This window comes from Roseobacter sp. N2S, from assembly GCF_031454055.1.
Lineage (GTDB): Bacteria > Pseudomonadota > Alphaproteobacteria > Rhodobacterales > Rhodobacteraceae > Amylibacter.
Window position 1 is genome coordinate 1 of record NZ_JAVDQB010000004.1, and the last position, 23786, is coordinate 23786.

24 protein-coding genes are annotated in these 23786 nt (G+C 51.1%); 11 read left to right on the forward strand and 13 right to left on the reverse strand.

Annotated features, from left to right (window positions below; translation table 11 throughout):
- The first annotated feature begins 248 nt into the window (after positions 1-248).
- The 4 genes from GGE09_RS11225 (at position 249) to GGE09_RS11240 (ending at position 3159) form a co-directional block, all read left to right on the forward strand.
- A complete protein-coding gene (locus GGE09_RS11225) occupies positions 249-380 on the forward strand; it encodes a hypothetical protein (RefSeq protein WP_309746225.1) in 132 nt (43 codons plus the stop codon).
- 127 nt (positions 381-507) lie between these two features.
- Positions 508-1227, forward strand: coding sequence for a VPLPA-CTERM sorting domain-containing protein (locus tag GGE09_RS11230; RefSeq protein WP_309746226.1), 720 nt, complete (start codon positions 508-510; stop codon positions 1225-1227).
- 179 nt (positions 1228-1406) lie between these two features.
- Positions 1407-1616, forward strand: a complete 210-nt coding sequence (locus GGE09_RS11235) for a hypothetical protein (protein WP_405048547.1) — start codon at positions 1407-1409, stop codon at positions 1614-1616.
- Positions 1617-2256: 640 nt separating this feature from the next.
- Positions 2257-3159: a GIY-YIG nuclease family protein gene (locus tag GGE09_RS11240; RefSeq protein WP_309746227.1), complete on the forward strand. Its 903-nt coding sequence runs from the start codon at positions 2257-2259 to the stop codon at positions 3157-3159.
- Between the two features lie 105 nt (positions 3160-3264).
- Here the strand turns inward: GGE09_RS11240 and GGE09_RS11245 are convergent, their stop codons facing one another.
- Positions 3265-3519 carry an integrase core domain-containing protein gene (locus GGE09_RS11245; RefSeq protein WP_309746228.1) on the reverse strand — a complete coding sequence of 85 codons (255 nt, stop codon included), beginning with the start codon at positions 3517-3519 and terminating at the stop codon, positions 3265-3267.
- A gap of 32 nt (positions 3520-3551) precedes the next feature.
- Here GGE09_RS11245 and GGE09_RS23430 point away from each other — a divergent pair, with 32 nt between their 5' ends.
- A complete protein-coding gene (locus GGE09_RS23430) occupies positions 3552-3797 on the forward strand; it encodes a type IIL restriction-modification enzyme MmeI (RefSeq protein ID WP_405048551.1) in 246 nt (81 codons plus the stop codon).
- Between the two features lie 182 nt (positions 3798-3979).
- Here GGE09_RS23430 and GGE09_RS11250 read toward each other — a convergent pair whose 3' ends face one another.
- Both GGE09_RS11250 and GGE09_RS11255 read right to left on the reverse strand, forming a co-directional pair.
- Entirely contained in the window at positions 3980-4300 is a 321-nt protein-coding gene (locus GGE09_RS11250) for a hypothetical protein (RefSeq protein WP_309746229.1), read from the reverse strand.
- 18 nt (positions 4301-4318) lie between these two features.
- Positions 4319-4564: a hypothetical protein gene (locus GGE09_RS11255; RefSeq protein WP_309746230.1), complete on the reverse strand. Its 246-nt coding sequence runs from the start codon at positions 4562-4564 to the stop codon at positions 4319-4321.
- A 198-nt stretch (positions 4565-4762) separates the two neighbouring features.
- On the opposite strand from GGE09_RS11255, the gene GGE09_RS11260 reads away from it, so the two are divergent.
- A complete protein-coding gene (locus tag GGE09_RS11260; RefSeq protein WP_309746231.1) occupies positions 4763-5098 on the forward strand; it encodes a hypothetical protein in 336 nt (111 codons plus the stop codon).
- Between the two features lie 202 nt (positions 5099-5300).
- Here GGE09_RS11260 and GGE09_RS11265 read toward each other — a convergent pair whose 3' ends face one another.
- Together GGE09_RS11265 and GGE09_RS11270 are read right to left on the reverse strand one after the other, a co-directional pair.
- Positions 5301-5738, reverse strand: a complete 438-nt coding sequence (locus GGE09_RS11265) for a hypothetical protein (RefSeq protein WP_309746232.1) — start codon at positions 5736-5738, stop codon at positions 5301-5303.
- A gap of 271 nt (positions 5739-6009) precedes the next feature.
- Positions 6010-9423, reverse strand: coding sequence for a TM0106 family RecB-like putative nuclease (locus tag GGE09_RS11270; RefSeq protein WP_309746233.1), 3414 nt, complete (start codon positions 9421-9423; stop codon positions 6010-6012).
- 337 nt (positions 9424-9760) lie between these two features.
- Here GGE09_RS11270 and GGE09_RS11275 point away from each other — a divergent pair, with 337 nt between their 5' ends.
- The 3 genes from GGE09_RS11275 (at position 9761) to GGE09_RS11285 (ending at position 10685) form a co-directional block, all read left to right on the forward strand.
- The gene (locus GGE09_RS11275; protein ID WP_309746234.1) at positions 9761-9982 is read left to right on the forward strand and encodes a hypothetical protein; all 222 of its coding nucleotides are present in this window, start codon (positions 9761-9763) and stop codon (positions 9980-9982) included.
- Entirely contained in the window at positions 9979-10197 is a 219-nt protein-coding gene (locus GGE09_RS11280; protein ID WP_309746235.1) for a hypothetical protein, read from the forward strand. Before GGE09_RS11275 ends, GGE09_RS11280 begins: the two co-directional genes overlap by 4 nt.
- Before the next feature lie 146 nt (positions 10198-10343).
- Positions 10344-10685, forward strand: a complete 342-nt coding sequence (locus GGE09_RS11285; protein ID WP_309746236.1) for a hypothetical protein — start codon at positions 10344-10346, stop codon at positions 10683-10685.
- A gap of 103 nt (positions 10686-10788) precedes the next feature.
- Here the strand turns inward: GGE09_RS11285 and GGE09_RS11290 are convergent, their stop codons facing one another.
- Complete coding sequence (locus GGE09_RS11290) at positions 10789-11892, reverse strand: hypothetical protein (protein ID WP_309746237.1); 1104 nt, start codon at positions 11890-11892, stop codon at positions 10789-10791.
- A gap of 754 nt (positions 11893-12646) precedes the next feature.
- Here GGE09_RS11290 and GGE09_RS11295 point away from each other — a divergent pair.
- On the forward strand, positions 12647-13147 hold the full coding sequence (locus GGE09_RS11295) for a hypothetical protein (protein WP_309746238.1): 501 nt from the start codon (positions 12647-12649) through the stop codon (positions 13145-13147).
- Between the two features lie 550 nt (positions 13148-13697).
- Here the strand turns inward: GGE09_RS11295 and GGE09_RS11300 are convergent.
- From GGE09_RS11300 to GGE09_RS11330, 7 genes are all read right to left on the reverse strand, one after another.
- Entirely contained in the window at positions 13698-14345 is a 648-nt protein-coding gene (locus GGE09_RS11300) for a PEBP family protein (RefSeq protein WP_309746239.1), read from the reverse strand.
- Positions 14346-14377: 32 nt separating this feature from the next.
- Positions 14378-14983, reverse strand: coding sequence for a YbhB/YbcL family Raf kinase inhibitor-like protein (locus tag GGE09_RS11305; RefSeq protein WP_309746241.1), 606 nt, complete (start codon positions 14981-14983; stop codon positions 14378-14380).
- Entirely contained in the window at positions 14980-15957 is a 978-nt protein-coding gene (locus GGE09_RS11310; protein ID WP_309746242.1) for a YHYH protein, read from the reverse strand. Before GGE09_RS11310 ends, GGE09_RS11305 begins: the two co-directional genes overlap by 4 nt.
- Positions 15958-17414: 1457 nt before the next feature.
- Positions 17415-18413 (reverse strand): hypothetical protein, encoded by a 999-nt coding sequence (locus tag GGE09_RS11315; RefSeq protein ID WP_309746243.1) that lies wholly within the window; start codon positions 18411-18413, stop codon positions 17415-17417.
- Between the two features lie 852 nt (positions 18414-19265).
- Entirely contained in the window at positions 19266-20078 is an 813-nt protein-coding gene (locus GGE09_RS11320; protein WP_309746244.1) for a hypothetical protein, read from the reverse strand.
- Positions 20079-20238: 160 nt separating this feature from the next.
- A complete protein-coding gene (locus GGE09_RS11325; protein ID WP_309746245.1) occupies positions 20239-21687 on the reverse strand; it encodes an HD domain-containing protein in 1449 nt (482 codons plus the stop codon).
- 282 nt (positions 21688-21969) lie between these two features.
- Positions 21970-23061 (reverse strand): hypothetical protein, encoded by a 1092-nt coding sequence (locus GGE09_RS11330; RefSeq protein ID WP_309746246.1) that lies wholly within the window; start codon positions 23059-23061, stop codon positions 21970-21972.
- A 145-nt stretch (positions 23062-23206) separates the two neighbouring features.
- Between GGE09_RS11330 and GGE09_RS11335 the strand changes: the two genes are divergently transcribed.
- Entirely contained in the window at positions 23207-23632 is a 426-nt protein-coding gene (locus tag GGE09_RS11335; protein ID WP_309746247.1) for a DNA adenine methylase, read from the forward strand.
- The last annotated feature ends 154 nt before the right edge of the window (positions 23633-23786 follow it).

A 23786-nucleotide genomic window follows, 5' to 3' on the forward strand; every position in this document is an offset into this window, starting at 1 on the left:
CGTCTGAAGTTTGTGACGCGCGCGCATCGGCTGACGGATAAAGAGATTGGTCCGGCGATCGCAAGACGGTTGCGGCTGGCTGTTCAAACCGCGCGGTGAGGATGGGAAAAAGCCATTGGGTCCTTCCGGGCCCTGGGTGTCACGGGGGTAATTCGCGCCCCATGAGTTTTGTGTGTTTGGGAATTTTTTGAGGGGAAGATTAGGGTTGGTGTTGTTGTTGTGCAGACGCCCTGACGGAAAGGGCGATCATGACACCTGCACCTCCTGAACCTCTGTTGAACCGCGGGCAGATTGCCCAGTGTTTTAACGTCTCGGAAAACACCATCAACAAATGGGTCGGCAAAGGCATGCCGGTGGAGACGGAGGGTGGCAAACCGTAGCGAACGGCAGCAAGGAGCCCAGAGTGACAGACGCATCGTGATGAACGAATGTCTGTCTGTCATTTTAAATTGCATTCTAGGAATTTTTGTGTAGCATTAATAACATCTATTGAGTTTGGAATACTTAATGCCACGCATCCCTTTTCTATCCATTGCTATAATATCAGGACTGATTGGCTTTGGCTCAATCGGTTCAGCTGCAACATTGGCAATCGATGCGACCCGTCTCGGATACACTAGTAAAGGCGGTATCAACCAAGCTAGAACCGTCCCGATTACGGGTACGTTTGCAACGTACGGTGACGTCTTCAAAGCCCACTACATTTTCGACTTTTCCAGTTTCGTGGGTAGCGATATTAATGTTACCTCGTTGACGCTAGAACTTGGAGTTCACAGCTTCATGAGTGGTCAGGTTGAGACACTGACAGTCGGCGGTTATTCAGGTGACCTGTCGGTTCTAAAGACGGACAATTTCCGAAGTCCGACATTTGCGACCAATAGGAATATCTACCCTGATCTTGTCGAGGCGCCATTCGGCGAAGTGACGCTGGGTAGCCAAACCTCCGCAGGTGACGTCCTATCGATTGGCTTGAATGGTGATGGCCAAAATGCGGCGCAGGTTGTAGCAGATACGGATGGTTTGACTGAGTTTGCGCTTGGTACTTCGTTTGGCATCCCGGTTTGGGGTGCTGAAAGCCGTTATCTGGGCTCTAGTAGTGCGCGACTAATTGTAAACTATGATGAGCTGAATACCCCTACGCCTGTACCGCTTCCGGCCGGTCTTCCGCTGTTGCTGGCTGGCCTCGGGGGACTGGGGCTGCTTTCTCGACGCAAGCGCTCATCCTAAACCTCCATCACAGCACCTTTCCAATAGGCCACCCAATCGGGTGGCCTATTTCTCGTTGGCCTGTTGCTATGTGACAGCCTGAGACACTCATTTTAACACATTTTACAGCACGCAATATTCGACAGAGCCACTGTCCGCCGCATGAGATAAAAATTTCGGTTCAGGACCTAAATGGGACCATGCACAAACTGCTTTATGAGGCAGCCAACATCCTGATCCAACGTGTGTCGCGCTTCTCACCGCTCAAGGCGTGGGCCATGCGGCTTGTCGCACGAAGGGGAATGAAAAAAGCCATCGTTGCAACGGCGCGAAAACTGGCTGTCATCATGAGCCGCATTTGGCGCGACGGCACGACCTTCGCCTGGACCAAAGAGGAGCTGCCTGCATGAGATAGCCCAATATCGAATACGCCCGTCCGGGTGTAAAGACGTCCCATCGGGACGGTGGCCGGATGACCTCGTTGTCGAATGTCGATGCGCCTGAAGTCAGGTGACCTCGCAGCAGACCTTTTTGAGGCACCAGTCCCCGACGCCATTATGAGGCGGCACTGCCGACCTCGGAGAGAACCATGAACCCGATGAGACCGAAATACACTCTTGATTTAATGGCCGCAGATAGAGAACATTAACTGGCCTTCTATTTTTTCAATCCACAAGCGGCTCTCTATGCGCAGTTGCACGACCCGCACACGGCATGTTAGCCCAGCCATAGCCATTCCTGGGTATGCTGCTTAGGTGTCGGTTAGGGCCGTTCGTGTAGGTCTCATGTAGGCTGATCTCCTATGATGTTGCAAAGCGGAGAACGGCGGCTTCGAGCCCTCTTTGTCACTTTTGTACAGTGCGGCGAAGGTCTGCTACCACAGCATTTGCAAAAAATGCTAAATTGCCAACTGTGTTTCGAAAGGGAATTTTAGCAGCTTCAAACGGGGTGGTTGGCATACAAAAAAGTGTCGTTTGTTCCGAGCTATATTTTGATTGCAAACACAGATAATATTAAGTTTTACCTGACCCTCGCCAGAAAAGAGATTACATGTTTGACGTTTCAAAAATTGCTTTTGAAGGTGACCGCATTCTAGCAAATGACTTTGTGAGAACCCTCCCTAGAGGCTCGTTTTACACCTATCTGCTTTTGACCCCTGAACTGGAGCCGTTCTACGTCGGAAAGGGAAAAGGCATACGGCTTCTACAACATGAAACAGAAGCGCTTAGGGAAACAGAAATTTACAAGACTAACCCCTTTAAATGTAACAAAATACGCAAGATAGTGAGTTTGGGGAAGCACGTTACTTATAGAGTGGATCGAGTGTTCGGAAGCGATGAAGAAGCCTGCTTGCGTCGCGAGGAAGAGCTCATTTCATTTTATAAAAGGCGTTGTGACGGTGGCATTCTTACCAACCTCGCAGCAGGTCTTGGCAGTCTTTCATCACGTGATCCCCTTACGGCAGGCCGACAGGCCGCTACACTTTCTGGCGTGGTTCACGGCAATCCTGAGCGGACTACAATGAATCTATTCCTCCAATCTTTAGGGCAGGTTGCCAGTGTACCTATTAAGCCTCTCAATGAATATCGAACCAGGCTCGTAGGTGCCTATCCGAGCCCAAAGTCACTAAAGAATGTGACGATGAGAAACGGACTTACGATAATTGCAAGTGCCTTGGCTTCAGGCCTCAAGATCGAGCCAAGAGTTATCATACCTCGAAAATTCACTATCGCTCCTGAGTTGGAAAACTGGCCCTTGGAAACTCCGCCACCAACAAAGGTTGAAGGCGTAATTGAGAATGGTGCTGCGAGCGATATTTTGAAGCTTAACCTTGTGACGCTTGTTCCTGCCGAGCTACCAGAAGACGAGGCGTTTGAGTTAAACTCTGCACAGGCGCAGCGGATTATAAGCCTTGTCGGAGAAAAGACATTGTTGGAGTTCGACCTTATCTAACCACGTTTTTTAAGGGCTCAACCGAAGCCGACATTGAGGCAACCTGAAGTGGTCCCACTTATTTGGACAGTTTTGCGGCTGAGCTAAGATGTAATCGGGTTGGTGTCATGCCGCTTTTCGTATTTCCGCTTGGGTAAAGTATGCTGTGTCCGGCGTGCGCTTATCAAGAGCGGTGTGAGGGCGCTCGGAGTTGTAGAACTCGATCCAGTTATCGATGATCCGTTTGGCTTGGAACCCGTCCTGTAATTCGTGCAGATAAACGGCCTCCTGCTTGAGTGACCGCCACAACCGTTCGATGAAGATGTTATCGAGATAACGGCCTCGACCATCCATTGAGATTTTGACATTTGCCTCGGTCAAGGTGGTGATCCAGGCTGCACCTGTGAACTGCGATCCTTGACGCCCGCGCAAAATACCCTGATGTCAGCTTGGCCGACCTCTACGATCCCGACATTATGCCCACCGACCTACGCCGTGCCCACCAGGCAAATGACAAGGCTGTGGACCGGCTCTATCGCAGGGCTGTGTTCAAGTCCGAACGCGAGCGCGTTGAACACCTGTTCCAACTCCATGAGAAAATGACAGACCCATTGCTGGCGAAGCCTGCTAAGAAGCGACGGGGCAAGCGGGTTTCGTGAATTTGGTCTGAAATGGTCGCTGCCCTTTTCTGTGCGTCTAATACCTTGCTGCAACACAGCTTTCGGATTTTAGTTTACTGCTTTCAGGGAAAGGCTGGATGAGCTGTACCTCAGAACAAGGTGGCTCATTTCCTTCACAACGGAAAGCACCTGCGAAATACCTTAAACGCACAACACTCAGATCACCTTTTGAACATAAATCCCAAGACTACGCCGAGGATAGTGGACAACAAAGACATGCCGAGTTGGATTGCCGTCTGCTGTTTCGTGAAAACCCCGATTATCATAGAAATTGCTCCAAGAGCCAGGCAACAGAGGATCACGATTTTCGCAAGCCAAAGCTGCATGTCACGCGACTCTATGTCTTTGTCATGATGGTCCTGTTCGCGTGAAACTTGTACATCGTCGGGTGCGGTGACCTGTTGTGCCTGCTCTATAACTGTTCGCATGCCAGTAGTTTCCAAAACATCGGCACTTATAGGTTTAGCATCATCTTCTGGCATCACCGCCCCCAATCTATGTTAACTTAATCCGACGAATTCACGCTCGATCCGAACGCGGTTATCCTTATCTTCTTTCCAAGCCCCAACAGTCATTGAGTCATGCCGCGCATCTTGCGCTCTCAAGAGGAAATCTATCGCCAATCTCATGAGTTCGGATTTCGTTTTTCCTGTCTCATCGCCAATGTCCTCCAGCTGCTTGTTGATAGCTTCCGACAAATCGAGGGTGAGCCGAACTTTATCTTTTTTTGCCATGATATTACCCATAATCCTTTCCGCATTTTTGCGAGAAGAAGTAGCGGTAGGGTGCTAGCCTTTTTACTACTCCAAACGTGTTCTGAGCCACCTATATGCTCCTCTAAATCTGCAAAAGCAATGAATTTTACATTATTATTTACTGCAAATGGGTGACAATACCACACACCTATGTTACTAAGGCGGGCAACCCGCTTCTAGGATTGTCTCATGAGCATACACGATACAGCCCGCAGTTTTTCACTTGATAACCTACTTGCCCTTGAGGGTCAGGCTATCGATTTTTTTTCCGAACTCAATGAGTTAGAGAAGTCCGAATTTAGATCAGCATGTGGTTTCTTGGTTTCGGCGATTCTAAGAGTCGGTATAGGGAAAGAGCTGGGTCAGTCGATGTCGATTCAAGACTGGTCGCTCATACACTTGTTTTCAGATCATGACAGATGGCCACTGACAGTGACCTTGGGAAGTTACGTTATGAAAATTTCCAAGAGTATCGGCCAGCAGCCCTTTGTTTGCTTTGCCGCATGCAGGGCACTGCCCGCATAAATTATCGAGAATATCTCAGCTCGGACAAAACCCGCAGACAACCAGCATATCCTGCCAATGTGCCCCCAATGTGCCCAATGCCCTAACTTCGCATTAAAACCGATTAAGCCTCAGAAGATCAGTGGGTTTTCGAGCTGACTGGTAGGCGAACAAAGACCCCCCTATTTCCTGCCAACTTCGCACGCCTCTAAATCAACCAATTTTAGAAACGGTGTTTGTCTTCTAGATTAAACCCGAACTGCTCAGCAAGGCCAGCCAAAGCACGACTTACGAAACGGTCATGTTTCCAGCGCAAGCGGTCAAAGGTGGCGTGATGCATCCCCTTTGGCCTGTTCCAGGGTTCCGCGCCGTTCAATATTCCAGCTTCCCAGCCCAGCTTATCCCTGATCCTATCAGCCTTGCGGGCCGCTCTATCCCCCGGCTTTTCACGCTGAGAAGGATAAGCCAGCCGGTAGCAATGGCAGCACGCGAAGATTGCGCCGCCGTAGAGGACAGCAACGCGACGACCGCACCCACGGGCAGGGCAGAGGAACCAATGCCTCTCACCGCCCATGTGGCAGGGTGTGGTGTCGAGATGGACCGGATATTTCTCGGCCCGCCATTCGCCGCCATGATCACGCTGGCGATAGTCCAGGACCACGCGGCCTTGCCTAGAGCCAGTAGGCTTTCGATCTCAACGTGTACTGAGGATCTCGCTCCCGTGCCATCATTGAATTTGATGCCGCCCTCCGCTTATATATGTTCTATACGAATAGCAGCTTCGGCGCGCCGCAATGCAGCATACTGGTCTCGGATCCAATGTCGGAAACGGGCCAGACTTGTCGTTCTACATTCATGGCGGGAAGCATGCGTAATTGGGCTGCTGCACACTTTGGTCTGACGCCAACGCGTTGTTGCAGCTTGTGAAAGCTTCAAGTCTCGATTTTCTGACTCATCTCAAGATACCGGCAGAATGCATTGATCAACTGCATTTGGCGTGGTGTCTGACAATCAGCCTCAAAAACCTGAGGCGACGCGACCAAAATGGCCAGACACTGCGCTCGAGAAATGGCCACGTTGAAGCGGTTCCCGCTGTAAAGAAATTCCATGCCTCTTGGCGCATCCGCATGATTTGACGTTGCCATCGAATAGATCGCAATCGGTGCCTCCTGACCTTGGAATTTATCAACGGTTCCAACACGTGCAGTCGGCAGACGCTTCTGAATTTCAATCACTTGCGCGTTGTACGGCGCAATGATCAGAATATCCTCAAGTGTGACCGGCTTGGTCACCCCATCCCGATCCGTCCATGCTGCGCCTTGGTTTAAAATATCTTCCACCAAGGATTTGACCATGTCGGCCTCTTCAATAGACGAGCTGGTGTTGCCGCTGTGTGCTACCGGTAGGAAGCGCATTCCAGCACCCGATGCAGCGCTCTCCGTTTCAACGAGTTGCTGCTCGCACCCTTCAACTGCATGCAGTTTGCTTTCGTAGAAAAGTTCGGAATTAAACGCGCAAATCTCTGAGTGTAGGCGATAGGTTGTTCCAAGGAAAAGGCCTTGGCTCGGCTCGATTGTTTGACGACCCCCAAGCAAGTGATCCAGTGCTGAAACGCCTGTTCCATCTGGATGCGTCCCTTGCGTTGGCTGTTCGAGTTGCTGTGGATCACCTAACATGATCACCGTTTGTGCCGCTTGGGAAACGGCCAAAACATTAGCAAGAGACATCTGACCAGCTTCATCAACAACAAGCACATCAACGGCTTCAAATGCATCTTCTCTTGCCCAGAAGAAGTGGGTCGCACCAGCGACCTGAGCTTCACCGTTAGCAAGCTTGCCTAAAACATCATCATTGTTTTTTGCGAAGATGAGGTTCGGTCCGTCGGCCTCCTGATTACCCTGCTCGGGCTTTTGAATGCAGGTCAGATCGACGCCCATTGTTGGCGCAGCTTCAATCACTTTATCCATCAGGTTACGGATCACTTTGTGGCTGTTTGCCGTTATCCCGACCTTCTTACCTTGCCGTACAAGCTCGCAGATCATTCGCGCTCCAGTGAAAGATTTACCTGTTCCTGGAGGTCCTTGAATAGGTAGCACACCGCCATCCATCTCTCCTGCAACACGCAATGCCGCATCAAGCGTTCCTTCGCCGTCCGCTTGGAAGGGTTCGCCTCCAATATCCATCGGTGCCCGAAGCAATAATTCGCGCGCGCTTTTATAAGGTCCATCACCTTCGATGCCGTTTTTGGCGACGTATTCACCTAGGCGAAACAGCGAGGCCGCTTGTTCCTTAGGATCGATGAACTTGTGCGCGAAAACGGCTTCGGGATGAACATCGGCAGTCGCTTTTGACTTCTTGATATCGACTGTTTGATTTTCTGACGATACAGCCACAGCCGTACCAACTTTATCGCCGCCAACATTATGCAGGCCTTCGTCGCCTCTGATGTCTGTATCCTGCGCGTCAAATCTATAGCGATGTGTGGGAATTCCGGTTTTGGATGTCTCAACAACATCGATCAATTGCAGGCGACCAATGCCCGCCTTTTCCTCCAGAAGTTCGATGCCGCTCAATGCTTGAAGTCGGAACTTTTCCCACCACACAGCTTTGTTTTCACGGCGATGCCAATCAAGAACATAAGCCAATATCCAGCGCGCTTGTTGTTCTGATGAGCGCTCTTCAGGATCAACGGGGATGTCATGGGTAAGCTGTTCAATCAGAGCCAGAACGCGCTGTTGCTGTTCGCTAAGCTCTTCGCTTGGGCCATCTTGCCCAGGCTCAGGACGCGGGATTTCGGTGCCCTCTGCCAATCTTGATGCCCTTAAGTCTTCGAGCCAATCACGCAAGCTCTTCGTCGCAAAGCAATCATCGGCATTGTAAGCCGCGACGACCGCCTTTGTGTCCACGTCAATGGATGGAATGTCGTCGAGCTCTAAGCCTGCGGTCACTCTCGTCAGTGCCATGTTGGCATCTCGCAATGAAACCTTGCGCTCATATCCACAGAATGGCTCAAGTTTCTTAAGTGAATAGCTTTCAACGCTGGCACGAATAGCGTGTTTTGTGACTGTCAAAAGATCGACCAAAACCTTGCCTCGGAGAAGATTATCCACTTCATCTTCGCGTGTTGCGTACCGTCCCATTAGTCGTTTCAAAGCCCCAGCTTCATAACCGCCAAAGTGATAGATGTGCATGTCTGGGCGATCTACACGCCGTGCGGTCACAAAATCAACAAAGCGCTCAAAGCAAGCTTTCTCGCTCGCGCGATCAAATGCCCAATCTTGTTCGTATTGCTCAGCACCAGCATCATCAAAGTAGCTGTAGCCAAACAGATATTCTAACCCTTTCTCGCCAACAAACTGATCACTTTCAATGTCAAAGAATACGTCTCCAGTCGAGGGTTTGGGCAGTGCAGCAAACCCGAATTCGGGAACTACATCCAAAAACTCAAACTTTCGCTCACCTGTCTCTCGCGCAGACACCTGGATTGCAGCTTGCGCACGCACTCTCTCAAATGATGCCGGTGCACCTCGTTGAGGTTGGAAAGGCATTGGGCTTGGCATGTCTGCCAACGTCTTTGCCGTACCGAAACCATTGGCTTGGAGCTCGGAGATTTGGTTTTTTGATATGCCCGCCACCAAGCAGAGATGATCATCGGCACGTCGCCTCTTGTCACACTGCTGTTCCCATCGACACACATCGCAGTGACTTTTTGGGTCAGGATATTCGACTTGGTCTTCTGGCAACTCCAGAGCATTTTCTGCAGCCGCCTTCACACGCCTGAAATACGCAGCATAGTCCGCAAACCGAAACTCCTGCGGCTGATAGTCAGACCACGGCGCGACGACAAAAACCTTTTCAGGCGGACGCCCCTGCGCATTGGCGAGAAGATCAGCATAAAGGCAAAGCTGAAGGACCGTGCCGCCTTTTGTTTCTCGTGCCAGCTTGGTGTCGATGATCTCATAGGAAAAATCCCCCAAATCACTCGGGGTCTCCACTCGCCGTAGAACATCCGCTCGGCCACTCCATCGTCCATGTCGAAGTGCTGCTTGAATAATGATTTCTGAGCCACTGCGCATGGCTTCGAGGGTCGCATCGACAGTAGCGTCGGTGATATCGACGCCTTCTATCTTGATCAGTTGATGACCAGCATCTCGAAGATGTTGAATATATGCGTCTTCATGCCTTTGACCTCTTTCACGGAGGATTTCGAGCAGTGGGTCGTAGTTTTCAGGCTTCTTCAGCGCACCCATTGCAACCTGCACATCAAGTGCTGTTAGGTGTCCGCAATTGAGATGACCAACAAGGTCTGTGGCGCTGAGTTGTATTGTGTCATTAATTATCTTCATAATAAGCGCCTTATCAAATAGGATTGATCTAAGTTGCCATTCAACCAGTTGTTCATGCAAGCCTTTTGCTCTACCTGATGTCGCCCATCATGAATAAAAAGAGAAATAATGACGCAAATAGTTTCTCCCGTTAATTGTTCTGCGCAACTATCGGGGCGGGCTGTCGTAAACCACGCTAGTAGTCTCGGCCTGTACACACAGCCTCTCCATGGACTGTAAGTTCGACTTGCATCAATTTTCGCGGTTGCAGCGAATGTCGGGAATGCGGGTTGCGACCGCAACATCTCGCCTCTCTGGCCAATGTCCGCAACGGGCCGTTCGCGTCCAAAGAGCCACTTTGCTGACCCGCGCTTTGCAAAGGTCACTATCTGCGCATAAACTGCCCGCACTTTATGTCTTCGCCTCGGGCGAAAGCCTGTCTCATGACGCTTTGAGCGAGGTCATGGCCCATGATCCCGTGGTTGTGGATCTGGTGGCCTCGCTGCTGATCGCAGGGGGCACATTGGCCTGGTATCTCTGGAGCACCTCGCGCAAGGCGCTGGCAAGTCTGTTCAGATGATCCGCAGCCTCCCGAAACTTTACCTCTACGGCGCGGTCGCGGTCGCAGTTCTGGCCTTCGGGCTGTGGCTGCGCTGGGATGCCGTGCGCGATTACCAAGCCGGACAAACCGTCGATCGGCTGGAGCAGATCCAAGATGCAAGGACCATCGAATATGAAACACGCAGTGATACTGACGATGCTCTTATTACCTGCCTGCGCGGGGCAGGGTGCTAGTTTTGCGGATATCCAGCGCAAGCCCCCAGTCGTGAGTGAAGCCACAGCCACCTATCTGATGCAAAACGCGCGGCCGCTTGCAGAGTGGGTCGCAGAAACAGCGAAAAAATGCGCGCGCTTTGGCTGCGCGGACTAAGGAGCAGCAGATGGAATCTGATCTGAAATGGGTGATTGGTCTGGCGATCAATCTCGGCGTGACCTTTGCGACGGCTTTGATTGCGTCCTTCCGCAATCTGGCAGGGTGCGTCTCAAATGGCGATCGCGATCTGCACAAGCGGATTGATAACGTCAAAGACAACTATGTGCGGCGGGATGATCTCGATGGGCATATCCAGCGGTTAGATGGCAACGTCAGGGATCTGCGCGAGGAAATGCGGGAGAACCATAAGCAGGTGATTGCCGCGTTGACGGTGAAGCGCCGAGGGGGAGTGCTACTAGTGGTTGGAGCTCTTTCTGGACGCAGTTCACCGACCGAAAGCCTAGACTAAACTATGAATTGCAAATCGGCATTTTCCAATGCACATCAACTGGGCGTGTATTGCTTTGGGCGATTTGTTGGCCAAGCTTTGAAGCTGAAAAAACCTTTCAGAGCTATCTACTCGCCTCGGCGATGTTAGCTTCCAGCAGCGTTGTTCCTTCGAAAAGGCAATCAATCCGATACTTCAGCTCAAGATTTAAGCCGTTCTTCGCCGTGAAGCTGGATACAAGACGTGCCCGTCCTGAAGGATGCTCTTGAAAGGCTAGATCCCAGACGTGAGAGAAATTCACAGTGGAAGGGTGCGTCGCAATGGATTTTGCATAACTTTCACAAGCCTGCGTTGCGGCAGTGCGCCCGATGGATTTTGTGGCACCGAAACTGCCAGAAATTGCCTCTGCCTCATTCGGTGAGAACCAGACGTTGAAAGCTGATGCCCCACTATTGCAGGTCACAAAGAAAACTGGTTCGCTCGGCTTGCTCCTCGAGCCTGACTTGGCGATGGAGTAAGTATCGATCTTCTTGCACTGGTTGTTCTCACGGGCGATCCGGTTCACGATTTTGATGATCTCGTCCTTGAAACTGGATGTGTCGTCGTCCCAATAGATGTCGTCTGACTTGAATACACGTTGCCCGGATGCCGTTCGTTCAATCTCTCGTAGGGCTTCGTTGGGCACCCACCCACGCACATGGGTAAGCCAGTCGGGAGTGACGATCTGGACTTCGCTCCATTCGGTTTGTACGCATAAGCGTCGTACTGTCGTCGATCCATCTATTTGATGGTATTTCGTAGTGCCAAGGGCATCGGATGCCTTAATGTTCTTGATCCGGTCCGACTTCGCATCTGGCTGCATGCGAAGCTCGTTCTCGCCTGATACCGCCACGACATCACCTAAATTTAATCCACCATCGCCACACGAGGCAGGAATCTCTGATGCCGCGACAGTCGACGCTGTCAAAACTGGTTCGGTTTCAGGGGCTGCATGTTTCACAACTAGTTCTTTTGAGTTAGCTGGAGGCATAGTTGCGGCTTGCTGTTCGCCGACCTCGGTCTGCGGCAAGTTGGCTCCGATCACGCTTGTAGCGATGAAGGTCACGACGACCGACACGAGGGCATGCTTTCGCGTCTTGAAGGGCCGAAATGGGTACAAGATCCCAGCAATCGAAACTAGAAGCCAAATCACCGCTGCCAGCACCGCAAATCCAATGAGTTTGTCCATGATCTTGTTCCTTTCAAGTAAGCGCGCATAGCGCCCACTATGTCCTAATTCCAATCGCTTTCTGACATTGAACGGAAAATCTGGCGACGAGGTGTCACTATTTAGACTAATCTTGGGTAATCTATACTTTCGCTCCGGATACCATCTCGCAAAAGGGCACTGATGGGAAAGCGTCGGAATTGATTATCTCGAACTGGAAGGCTGTGGCGGGGCTGTTTTGAGTTTGGGGTAGTTGGATTCAGTATTCGTTTCTGTCAATGTGTGTGTCTGGGCTGTCAGGAAGATAAAAAATGAAAAAGTGGCCAAACCAATGTCCGCCGAATTTCAGGGCGGCTTTCGATCGCGTTACGTCATATAGGAACTGGGGGGCAGCGGAACTCTACACTGCTATGGCGGAAGAGCTCGAGCGTTTAGGTGTGGAGCCGCCAGATGATTTGCCAACGGATCCGCCACGTGAGCACTCTGGCCAGTTTTGAATTCAGTAAGGTTGATCCGAAAGAGCGGTCATCCAACGCATTTTTCTAGAACGTCAGCTAAGCGAAGATGGTGATCTTTGCAAAGTCCCGCGAACGGCCCAAACTGGTCACTCGAAGTAGTTCTGAATTTCCGCGGTTGCAATCCGCTTTGCGGACATTCGTTTTAAGGCACCTGCGAAGCCTCTCGAATTGAAATCTGCTCCAAGATGTGTTATAAAAAAGCATTTAGGCGAGTTCATTAGGGGGGGCGATTAGGCGAGTTCATTAGGGGGGGCGAAATGACCGTTGCCAGAATTTTTGGAAAGAACGGAGTATTAATCGCGCTTGCTGCGGCGTTGGCAGCAATCTTGAGCATATGGGCTTTTCCCGAAAAAGCCTGCTCACTTTTTTATTCTGACGACGTTTTCCAAGCATCTACACCGATTTCGGTCTGTCGAGCTCAAGTCCAGTGGCGAACTTACTCTCCCCAAGCAGAAGTGGCTTCTACTGTCCAGAACGGGCAACTTAGAAACTTTGGCGATCAATGCTATGCGCACTCAGAGTGCTTGCCAGGAGGTGACGGAAGCCCGCGTTGTGTACCATTGGATAATCAAATCTCTGACTCGCCAAGATTTTGTCTGTCACGCGACAAAAACTGCTCGTTCCCGGGTTTGCCTGGATTGAACAACGAAACGATGTACACTGGCCCTTACGAAGCACAGTTCGGCCAGGCGGAGTATTATTGTGAACGCGAGACCGACGGAACCAACACCATCAGGCACTTTGTTGCGCGCAAGTGAAGGTTCGCCCTCACCCGGCCCAGACCTGCCGTTCACGCACGCTCTCGACGCTGCGACGCAGCTTCCGTGAGAGCGTGTTGGAACCACACGTTCGTGCCAACCACGCGGCTACAACCTGAAGTGCATTCAGTTCGGCGACCCGCCCTTGGCAATGCTGCGGTGCGGCCCGTCGAAGGAGACAGTCGCTGCGCGTGCTAATATCGGTCCTACTTGAATTCTACGCATCCAATGGGCCGTTCGCAAAACTTTGCCAAGGTCACTATCTGCGCTTAGCTGCCGTTCATGGATCACGCCGTGGATGGCAGCTCCCAGCCCAAAGCGGACATGCTTGTTTGACACTTCGGGCGGATTGCCGACCTTCACTGCATCTGCAAGCCAAGAACGCGCCATCGGTCGAAGCGGACATTCCGACGGGCACGATTTTGAGTTTATCGCTGCAGTGCGGAAGGTAGATCCGACCCCGTTCTACCAGTTTCTTCCTCAAGATGCCGAAAGGCAGTTCTGAAGGGCATGGCGCGTAAATTGCCACATCCTTCAGATATTGATTTACCTATTCTCTGATCGTCAAACGGCACAGCAACGTGTTGTCTTGCTTCAGGCTTTCCCCCCAGACCAGCTCTGCGCTGTCGTCCCATTTAACCTCGTCATAGCCGTCCTTCGGGCCGACGGTGGCTGTGGGATGGACGATTGCAGCGGGCCAGTCGCTGTCATCAAAATCGGGCGTGGTCCAGTCGGCAGGTATGTCAGTGGCGACAAAACCGCAGACCCCTTCGCCTGCAACGGGGTTCGCTTCTTCTGCGCAAGACGGCTCAACCGGAGCAAAGTGCACAACTAAACATTTCATAACCCCATCGGTCACGGCGAGCGTTTCACCCGACATCGCATCTCTGAACTGGGCAATCATACCGCCGTCGCCCATTTGCTGGCGATTTGTGCCAATATATTCCAGACCGGTGTCGTTTTCCTTGAAATCCTTTGCTTCAATCGCGATCACTGCTGGCAGATCGACTGAAAAGGTCGCAGTTTCTTTGTTAAAGGACCGCTCTGTCGTAATCGGGACGGAGTCTTCTATGACCATTTCGCCGTTGGCAGACATAGAGAACCAGTTGTCGACCCAGACATCGGCGGTGATGTCGCGGGTTTCGGCCTGAGCGGCACAGGCTGTCAGGGCTGCCACTGTTGCAAGAATAAAGCGCATATCGTGTCCAATCGTGTAAAATGTGTCGTGATTTAGTTCAGGAAAGAGATGGAGTCGCCTGCAAGGACATGACCCTTGAGCGCGGCCATCACGTCAGTCCAACCGGTACCGATGTCGTCTTGTACCGGCAAATTAGCCAGCGGCGCATCAAGGGCATAGACCCAGATCGTGTATTCATGGGTGCCCGCACCGGCTGGCGAACAGGGCGGCGTATAGCCAGTCGCGCGCAGGTCCTTATCGCTGCCCTCTACGCCCAATGAGCTCGGATTGCCGCGCGCCACGCCATCTGCATCGGCCGGAATATTCCAGACCAGCCAATAATGGCTCGGCTCGTTTACGCCCGGATAGGTGCCATTGGGGTAATGCTGCATGACGATGGCATAGGCCTGTGTGTCTGCGGGCACGTTTTCCCATGACAGCGGCGGCGACACACCATCCCCGCCACTGCGGGTACAGCGCAGATCATCAGGCAAGGCCGCTCCGTCCAGCAGCGCGGAACTCGTGACGGTGAACTTTGGCCCCACTGCGTGGGCGGTGGCCTCTTCGCCGAGCTTTGGCGGCGGCGTTTGCTGCGCAACTGCTGATAATGCGGTTGTGCAGCACAGCAGCGCAAGGGTTAGGGCGGGGAAACGGGTCATTCGCGGCACAGCTCCTGCTCGAACAATTCGCCGCCGTTGGTCACGGTGCGGGTCTCGAAGTAGTAGCAATTCTCGGTCTCGGACGGGGCGTATTTGATGTAGTAGTCGCCCTCATGATAACTGTAGGTCATGGTCCGGCTGCCGTCCTCGTCCTGCACGAACACCAGATCATCAACCCCGCCGCGCGGTGGCTGACCTGCCTCTGGCCCGCGACCGCCGTCTGCTGCACCCAAGGGGCGCACGCGCGGCAAGGCGTCGATGTCGGGCACTTCACCCATCAGGCATTGGATGATGTAGGGCGCTCCTTCGGACGTGTGGTAACGATAGCCAAAAACATCGTCGGCCTGCCCGTTGCACAAATCCAGAACGCCTTCTGCGATAACGCTGCCGTCGGGATTGGTATCTGCGTAGATCGGAAAACCGTCAAACGCCCAGCCGATAATTGCATCGGGGCCCTTGTTCGCCATCTGGTCAATCATGCAGGTCGGTGCGGCATGATAGTGGTAATCGTCACCGCGCCCCGCATGACCGCCGCAGGCATCAAGCTGACCTGTCGCGACGGTGTCCAAATTGGCCTGATAGGTCGCCAGATCCGCTTGCGACATCTCTCCGCCAGCGGTGTAGTCATAGATAGGCACGCCGTTCACTGCGACGCCAAGGGCCGCATCGCGGGTATGCGGCTCTGTCCCGCTGACCGGGGCCAATGTGATGGGTGAGGCGTAATTCACCGCAGGCACCGGCACCTGTTCGTTCGTGCCGATGATACCCGTCATCATCTCGTGGTTTGGATAGGTATCGCCTGCAATCAGGGCTTGGTTATCCGTGCAGGTGACTGTGACCACATCGCCAAAGCCCGCATCTGCGACAGATTCTGTTACCGCCTCGCAGTGAGAGGAGTCTTCATGGGCTTGGCCCGTGGTGGCACAAAGACAGGCAAGGACGGCTAAGCTGGGCGGAAGAAGCAAATGACGCATGTGGATGCCTTTGATAAGGATTGGTGAAGGTCTAATGGATTATACGCTGCATTTGAGGTTTTCCGTCGTTTCTTTATTTTGAAATTTGACGAGGACAGATGCCGCCGACAGTTTATGGCCTGTTACTGTCTCAAAATTTGTATGTTGGCCTAGCATTGCAATACAAGCGCAGAAGAGTGGTTGCTTTGCAAAATCAACTTTCACCAAATGCTGAAGTCATTCTTTGACAGCGGCCATTGGCGCGGCAATCATCTATTGCCGCTTTGTCCGCACGCTGTCATTTGGTCTGTCAAAATGCTGCGCGGGGCACGAATGGCGGGTTTGGTGAAGCTGCACCGCAGCGCTGACCGATGGAGCGAGCGGCGGCTTAGGGCCATTCGCGTGACTTTGCAAAGGTTGCTATCTGCGCTTAGCTGCCTTTGATGGATCGCGCAGCGAAGGTCGGCAATCCGCCCGATGTGTTACATGGGCATGTCTGCTTTGGGCTGGGATCGGTCATCCAATGAATTTTTCCGGAACGGCAGCTAAGCGGACAAAGCCGGGTCTCGCTGCAGTCTCTCAAGCGTTTACTTTGCATCGGATCATAACTTAGGATGGAAACATTGATTGACCGCCGACGTTTCGGCATGATTTGGCTGTGGTTTCAACTGGTCGTTGCAACACATGCCTCAAAATTTTCTGCTGGTGTCTGGTATTGCAAGGCCTTTCTGGAATGTTCGTTTATCAGAAGGCTTCTTAGCAGTTTTAGGTTGCCAACTCTGTCGGTTGCAAAACCCTGCAGGGTGGGCCAATAAAGGACGAAACCGATGAACTTGCCAATAACGGGCCTGCCAAACGGGTACGAAGGATTGCTTATTATAGCTCCTTCTGGTTCCGAGCCCTACTATTGCTTGCCCATGAACGAGTATATCAACCCTACTTCGGTGCACAACGGCGACAAGAACCCGTCGATATGGTGTTTCGTTTGGCCAGTTGACAGCGTACATAATTGCTGTGGGTGGTTCATCTTCACCCATTATTCTGACAAGATAGTTCCCGATAACGTGGATGTGCATGAGGACCATCGGAGACAAGGCATAGCGTCTTCTGTGTATCTATTCGTAAAGAAAAATATTGGAACCAAACTTGTGCCCGCCGAAGATCAGACAGACGCGGCTCGCAAACTATGGAAGAAATTGGCTCCAGATGCGAGGTACCTTTAGTCCGACATAGTCATCGGCGGATCCGCCACTCCGAAACAGCCGCAGGCGCATCAACTCGCAACCCACCCCGGCCACATACTACTATGCGAACATTCGACGCAAACCTGACATGCTGCGGTGCAGCTAGTTTGAGCGACCTTTCGCTGTCGAAGGACACATAAATCAAAATGAATGGACCATCTGTCGTGATATACGATTCACCTCAACATTCGGTCTGACATTTCGCAACCACGCTCTCACGTCGAAAGATAGTGCTCACTCAAACGATTGTTCTCTCGCTTCATCGTACCTCTTTTCACGTTGGCGCTCGGCGGCGATCCATGTACGAGCCCGAGCAATTACCTGTCTGGCGGCATCGTGAATAGCTTGATCTTCATGCTCCAGAAGCACCCTCAAGGCATCGGTATTTTTCGTCATGATATCAGCCCTGCTGCCGGACCAGCCATTTGGCATGATCTGTTCCGCGTATCCGTTGAGTACGTCAATGGGGTTAGGGCCGGCCTCCAAGAATTGGATACAGCCATCTGATAATCGGACAAGGTTGTCCTCTCCCGGTAGGGTGAAAACTGAAAGCCCGTTGGCTAATACCTGCCAAACTTGTGGGTCTGTCTGCGCCTGGCTCCAGGTTATCAAACGCTCAATTTCAATGTCGCCCAGCACTGAACGCCGAAGGGATACGTGCTCCAGTTGTAGCTTCCTGTAACTCTGTTGATCATCAGTGCCTAGAAAGACACGATCCAGAAAATCGTCGGGCATTGCCGCGACAGTGGTTGCGATTGCACTCTCGTAACCGAAGTTTGAACCATAGCCTGCGTCAATTGTAGTGAAGAGAGCATCCAACCAATTATTCTTCTCCGCGTCGAGCCCGCCGTGTGACAAACATGCTTTTAGCACCTCAGCCAGATGATGATCGGCCATATCCGAGCCATCACGGTCTCGTTGTATCTGCTTCTTTGCGGCTTCAAGTCCAAGCTTACGTAAATCAATCCCCAAACCGTCACCTGCATCACCCGCATTGTGCAGCCGCATCCCTAGAGCTTCCAGCAGCAGTTTCGGCCCATTTGTTTTTTTCAGCAACGTGGACGCGAGCTGCACCAACTTCGCAGAGGGAAGATGCGCATATTCGTTTCTCCACAAAAGATCGCCGTGATCCCAACCGGAAACGTCTGGAACGGCCAACACCGCCATGCAGCGGTCGAGGTCTGTTTCTGTGAAGTTCCTATAGTGGTGAAGCTGAACGATAACGGTCCGCAACTGCGGGTCACTGGCACACTCGTCTAAGATTTCCTGGGCATCCTCCCCCAATGGATGCAGATATTGCGATGTTCCTCGTAAATTGCACGAGAGTCACCGCTATACTTAACCAGTCTTTCGCCGCAGGTGCGCCCTATATATGCCGAGACAGAGGATACCGACATTCACTCCAGTATTGCAGGGGAGTTTTCGCTGCATTGCAGCAAGGCGGCTCTGAGCCCAAAGCGGTCTTGGTTTTCATACTATTCAACGCTTTTCACCGTCGTTACTGAAAGCCCACCTGATCAGTGAAAATACGGCTCCAATAATACTACCCCAAATTGCCGTTTGAACCGCGAGTTTAGAAATCGAAGGCACTAAATAAACTGAAAAGTAGTCGAGTTCGGGATTCGATCCTTGAAATTGCTGTTCCGAGAGAAGTGACCAATCTTCTCCATTTCCGCTGGTAGTTAAGACAATCAAGAAAGTTATGGAGGCCGCTACGATTGCACCGAACACAGCGCCTCTGACAATTCTTTTCGCTAACAAATCGGTTCTCCAAATGCACAATCTTCAAACGTCAGTGATTAGCTCAAAGTAGACTTCAAAACAATATGCCAGAGCTCCCAATTTTCGGCGCATTTTTGCATAATATATGATCGTCGGACCTGTCCGCTGACCGACGTTTCACTTGATAAAAGGCTGCATGGTGAATGAATGACCCGTAAATAGGGGCCACACCGCAGGATCTTGAAATCGTAGCCAAGGTCTGCAGAAGGCCAGAAGTGCCGTCAACACAAAGGGCGGAAAGCCGACCTTAGCTGCAACTGCATATTGCAAAACAACTTGGATTTTTCCCTAGAGGATCGCCAATCAGAAAGGGATTTCGTCAACATCCATTGCCGCTTTCGGCAATGCTCCATGCGGCAGCGGAACATTCAATGTCACGTATAGGTCCATAATATCGTCTCGATCCATAAATAAGATTTGACTACGCTTTGAAGCATCAAGCTTCCCGCCTAGCCAGTTTTTAGCTTGTTTTGTAATTGTTCCGCCAGCAATTATGAACGCATGGTCAACTAAGGCCTTCTTGTTTGTTTCTGGATCGAATACTTCGTGTCCCAACATCATTAATACTTGGTTATAAATCTCGGCAACATTCGCATTTGACCCTTTCGTCGCCCCAGCTGAATCTAGCTTGCCTTTCTTGGCTTGTATTCCAAAGTATAGAACATGCTGTGTAGGGAGGACAAATCGCATCCATACGTCCTTCCCGTACTCAAGCGCTTTATCTGAGTGACCTGCGGCCGATACTCTATGAAAGCCCTGCTGCCTAAATAGCGGAAGTAAAATTTCTTCAATCAACTCGTCTTCACTGCACCGATCGAGGTAAGAATTCAGTAACTTCTTACGCTCGGCTTCCTTCGGCGTTAATGGTCGGTGGGGGTTCGTTGCTGCAGAAACAGTCTTGCTACCTATATGCTGTGCCTGAAGTATGCGATCTTCGTCGAAATACGCTTCGAACCCTTCACGCATGAGTGGTTGGTTTAGGGTGTCCAATGCTAGTTGATGTCCTGGATCGTTATCCTCAGCTTCTCTCTGATCCAATAAGTTTCGGAGAACAATTAAAAACCTAGCAGGTAGATGAAATGCAGCAGGTTGCGGGTCTTCGAGTAATTCGGACAATCGTTCAGATGTCCAAATTGCTCGTGTTGATCCGTCATGAACGAATTCTAGATCACACTCTTCAAAAACTGCGTAATGTAGAAGCTAGACCGATAAGGAAAGTAGTCGCTATCGCCGATTACCATATTCGCAATTGCTCTAAGGTTGCGGGACTTAAATTTCATGACGAAGCGACAGCCTTATCTTCGGGAAATTTCTGCTTGAATAGCGCGTCCCTGAGCGTTTCTCTTAGGGAGATGTTTAGTTCCGCAACCTCTGTAAAGCTATCGGGATCGAAGTATAGACGATGGATGTGGAAGCTCGCTGAGCTTGCAACTATTGGAGACATGTCGAATATGTCTACAAATTTGTCACCAATCTTAATGTTGATTTGCTGGGGGCTGCCTTTGCCGCTGGAGGCCGGAGAATAGACTTTTCTGGAGTAATTGTCGTAGAACAGATGTGCTCCCCAATCCGGGTGTTTATCACATAATTTTTCATATGCCATCGGACAGATCTCATTAAGAATTTCAACACGACTCTTAGCAGTATATTTATTCTCCATTCCAAGCTCGGAGTATAACTCATCAGCAAGCCGCCAAAGGTCAACCATCTTGTCTATTTTGCGATTTGAAATTGCAATTGCTAGGTTTCTAACTATCCCGTCGTCACAACTTCTAAACTGATACATGCTCCCCCACAGTACCGTGTCGTCGAGTAAGAGAGAGTTATCAAGACTTGAAGGATCGCTGAAGAATTGCACAAACGGGTGACTGCTCGATATGCCTGTATCGGACGACCTGCCTTCTGAAATCAGCTCAAAAATACGACATAGCATTTTAGAGAACATATGTTCTAAAGCTCGAGTTTTCTTGTGAAGATATATTGTAGGATAAAGCTGGAAAAGGCTAACGGCAAATTGCTCCATAGAAATGTAAGCCTTTGTATCAAAATATAAAAGATCCCCAGTATCAGAGTATCGTAGGTTCTTAATTATCCAATCAATATCTATTCGACCCGAAGAAACCCCCGCAAAATATGGGTCCCTCAAGATATAATCGAGCCTATCTGCGTCCAGTTGGCTCGAAACAATGGAAGTATAAATACAAGTTTTATCCTTGCCACGAACGATATCGGAAACGAGCTTGGGGAAGTCTTCGCCTCCAATGTCTTTAAGAGTGTCCGCAACGGAAGATTCCATGATTATCCGCTCGCTTATCTTCTCGTGGTTCACAGCGGCACGAAGCGCACTATCCTGCCCGTCAGACAGAGTGGCTTCTTTAAGGAAATTCTTCATAGCTCCCTCAAAAGCGTGACTAAACATCCCATGCCCGACATCATGAAGTAGGGCTGCCGCTAGGCATGCTTTTCCTTTTTTACTCCATTCATCTAGACCTGCCTTAGGTTCGACAATTTCGAGCATTCTTCGCGCGACACAGTACACCCCCAAGGAATGGGAGAACCTAGTATGTGTCGCTGACGGAAATATGTGGTCGGAAAATCCCAGCTGTTTGACTTTACGAAGGCGCAAGAAGAAAGGATCGTCGAGAAGTTGCCTGAGTCCATTCTCAAAATCCCCCTCGAACTCAATGAAGCCGTGTATGGGATCTTTTATTGCTTTAATTGTCATATCAATTACCTAAAAATTTTCTAAACCCAATAAATGCTAACCTCCCCTGCTATGCAAGTTAAGGTTGCGCCTTGCGGCCATGTTGTTAGCCATTTCAAATGAGTACAACTGCTTCGGCTTCGCGGGTCAACATCAATCGATCAGATTGCTGCCTCGCAGCATTAGTGCAAACCTCTAAGGTCGGCTTTGGGCCGTTCGCGGGACTCTGCAAAAATTACAACTTCGCATAGTTGCCGTTCTAAAAACATGCATCGGACGACCGCTCCCAGCCCAAAGCAGACCTTATGCCAGGATCTGTGGGAGCGATCTGCCCCCCGCTTTTGTAATTTTCTCCAATTGAGCCAGAAACTGCGCATTTGGAGTAGACCCCTTCATCATATTGACGCAATTAGCAACGAGTTGAAGATTGTCCGGCGTATAATGCCCATCGCTTTCGACACGGTCAGGACTCACGCACCATTCTCCCGGGGCGAGGGTCATTTGAACTCTCGTTAACGCACATAAACCACTTTGCCCGTGATAGAGGGTCTCGAGATAATCTGCCATGGTGTCGGCACTTTCAAAACCAAACTCCTTCCATTTACTGATTGTTGTGGTCTCTTTGCCGGACTGCTTTGTTGTCCGTTCGGCTCGGTATGCGATGATCAGTAGGGCCCTACGCAAATCGCCTGACGCTGCGCCGCGCACTCCAAACGGAGTGGTTGCAGCAAGTGGAACCTCAGACAACTCCTCTGACAATTGGAATGTCACGGTGGCCATTTCACCGTCTGGCGTCACTTTTTCAAGAAGTTGGTCAATCCGGTAGATGCCCAGATAACTGTCGCGGGCTCGCGTCTCTACGCCACCTTCGACCTTGCCTTTTTGGATGACGGCATAACCATTATCAAAAGCTGACAGCCATCGTTGGTATTTCTTGCTTATCTTTTTGAAGGCATCATTATAAATGGGAGGATCCTGGGTCCAATCAACGCGGATATTGTGGCAGACGGGTAGTTCCAAGCCTGTTTCTGTTGCTACGATCCAAGTCCCACGAGCGCCTCGCAACTTGGGTTGTTGGCGCCGGAAATCGCGATAGACTTGTGCGGCCACGGAGAAGGCTGTCCCGTGAGCGACGCCCGCATCAATTGCTACATCGCGACCTTCTGCTTCGGTCAGTCCCTGCTTTGTGGCTTTGAGTAAGATTGTTCGAGCCGTCGCTACTGGATCTGGAACCGAAGACGATGACATGTAGGCTTTGTGTCGGGTCTTACGCCAGAAATTTCGGACTGCTGTTACCGTGGATCGTTTGTCACCCTTAGTCAGCTCTTCGATTGTCGAGTCAGGTTTTGCGTTCAAAGCCGCAAATACGCGTTCATAGATCGTTTTGTTTAACACTTTTGCAATCCGGATATTTTTGAAAATTACTTGGGTTCGATTATAGATTCTAACTCGCTACGGGCACAATCTGAAAATGCTTACGTGCATAAACGTCAATTTTGTACGACTTTCGCTTTCCTGTGCTCAACTGCCGTTGAGGGGGGTGTTTGGTGTCGCCGCTGCGCGCAGCTCGCGCTTTGACCTCACCCGCCTCGGGCCGATCCTGGAGGAAGCCCATGAACGTCTGGCCGGCGTCGTCTTTGAAAGCCTCGACTGGAAAGATGTGGTCGAGCGTTATGACACGCCTAGTACATTGTTCTATCTTGATCCGCCCTATTTTGGCGGTGAGAAAGACTACGGGAAAGATATGTTTGATCGCCAGCAGTACAAAACCATGGCCGAGACGCTTGGGAAAATTAAGGGCAAGTTCCTGCTATCTATCAACGACAAGCCAGAGATCCGTGAGTGGTTTGACGGGTTCTACATCGATGAGGTGCGGCTGAAATATACCATCTCGCAAAAGGGCACTGACGGGAAAGCTTCGGAGTTGATTATCTCGAACTGGAAGGCGGTCGCTGGGTTGCTTTGATTGGGGGTAGTTGGATTCAGTATTCGTTTCTGTCAATGTGTGTGTCTGGGCTGTCAGGAAGATAAAAAATGAAAAAGTGGCCAAACCAATGCCCGCCGAATTTCAGGGCGGCTTTCGATCGCGTTACGTCATATAGGAACTGGGGGGCAGCGGA

What these genes read in the sequence shown, in the direction of transcription:
- GGE09_RS11225 (WP_309746225.1), top strand. Translation starts at nt 249, where the DNA reads ATGACACCTGCACCTCCTGAACCTCTGTTGAACCGCGGGCAGATTGCC.
- GGE09_RS11230 (WP_309746226.1), top strand. Translation starts at nt 508, where the DNA reads ATGCCACGCATCCCTTTTCTATCCATTGCTATAATATCAGGACTGATT.
- GGE09_RS11235 (WP_405048547.1), top strand. Translation starts at nt 1,407, where the DNA reads ATGCACAAACTGCTTTATGAGGCAGCCAACATCCTGATCCAACGTGTG.
- GGE09_RS11240 (WP_309746227.1), top strand. Translation starts at nt 2,257, where the DNA reads ATGTTTGACGTTTCAAAAATTGCTTTTGAAGGTGACCGCATTCTAGCA.
- GGE09_RS11250 (WP_309746229.1), bottom strand. Translation starts at nt 4,300, where the DNA reads ATGCCAGAAGATGATGCTAAACCTATAAGTGCCGATGTTTTGGAAACT.
- GGE09_RS11255 (WP_309746230.1), bottom strand. Translation starts at nt 4,564, where the DNA reads ATGGGTAATATCATGGCAAAAAAAGATAAAGTTCGGCTCACCCTCGAT.
- GGE09_RS11260 (WP_309746231.1), top strand. Translation starts at nt 4,763, where the DNA reads ATGAGCATACACGATACAGCCCGCAGTTTTTCACTTGATAACCTACTT.
- GGE09_RS11270 (WP_309746233.1), bottom strand. Translation starts at nt 9,423, where the DNA reads ATGAAGATAATTAATGACACAATACAACTCAGCGCCACAGACCTTGTT.
- GGE09_RS11280 (WP_309746235.1), top strand. Translation starts at nt 9,979, where the DNA reads ATGATCCGCAGCCTCCCGAAACTTTACCTCTACGGCGCGGTCGCGGTC.
- GGE09_RS11285 (WP_309746236.1), top strand. Translation starts at nt 10,344, where the DNA reads ATGGAATCTGATCTGAAATGGGTGATTGGTCTGGCGATCAATCTCGGC.
- GGE09_RS11290 (WP_309746237.1), bottom strand. Translation starts at nt 11,892, where the DNA reads ATGGACAAACTCATTGGATTTGCGGTGCTGGCAGCGGTGATTTGGCTT.
- GGE09_RS11295 (WP_309746238.1), top strand. Translation starts at nt 12,647, where the DNA reads ATGACCGTTGCCAGAATTTTTGGAAAGAACGGAGTATTAATCGCGCTT.
- GGE09_RS11300 (WP_309746239.1), bottom strand. Translation starts at nt 14,345, where the DNA reads ATGCGCTTTATTCTTGCAACAGTGGCAGCCCTGACAGCCTGTGCCGCT.
- GGE09_RS11305 (WP_309746241.1), bottom strand. Translation starts at nt 14,983, where the DNA reads ATGACCCGTTTCCCCGCCCTAACCCTTGCGCTGCTGTGCTGCACAACC.
- GGE09_RS11310 (WP_309746242.1), bottom strand. Translation starts at nt 15,957, where the DNA reads ATGCGTCATTTGCTTCTTCCGCCCAGCTTAGCCGTCCTTGCCTGTCTT.
- GGE09_RS11325 (WP_309746245.1), bottom strand. Translation starts at nt 21,687, where the DNA reads ATGACAATTAAAGCAATAAAAGATCCCATACACGGCTTCATTGAGTTC.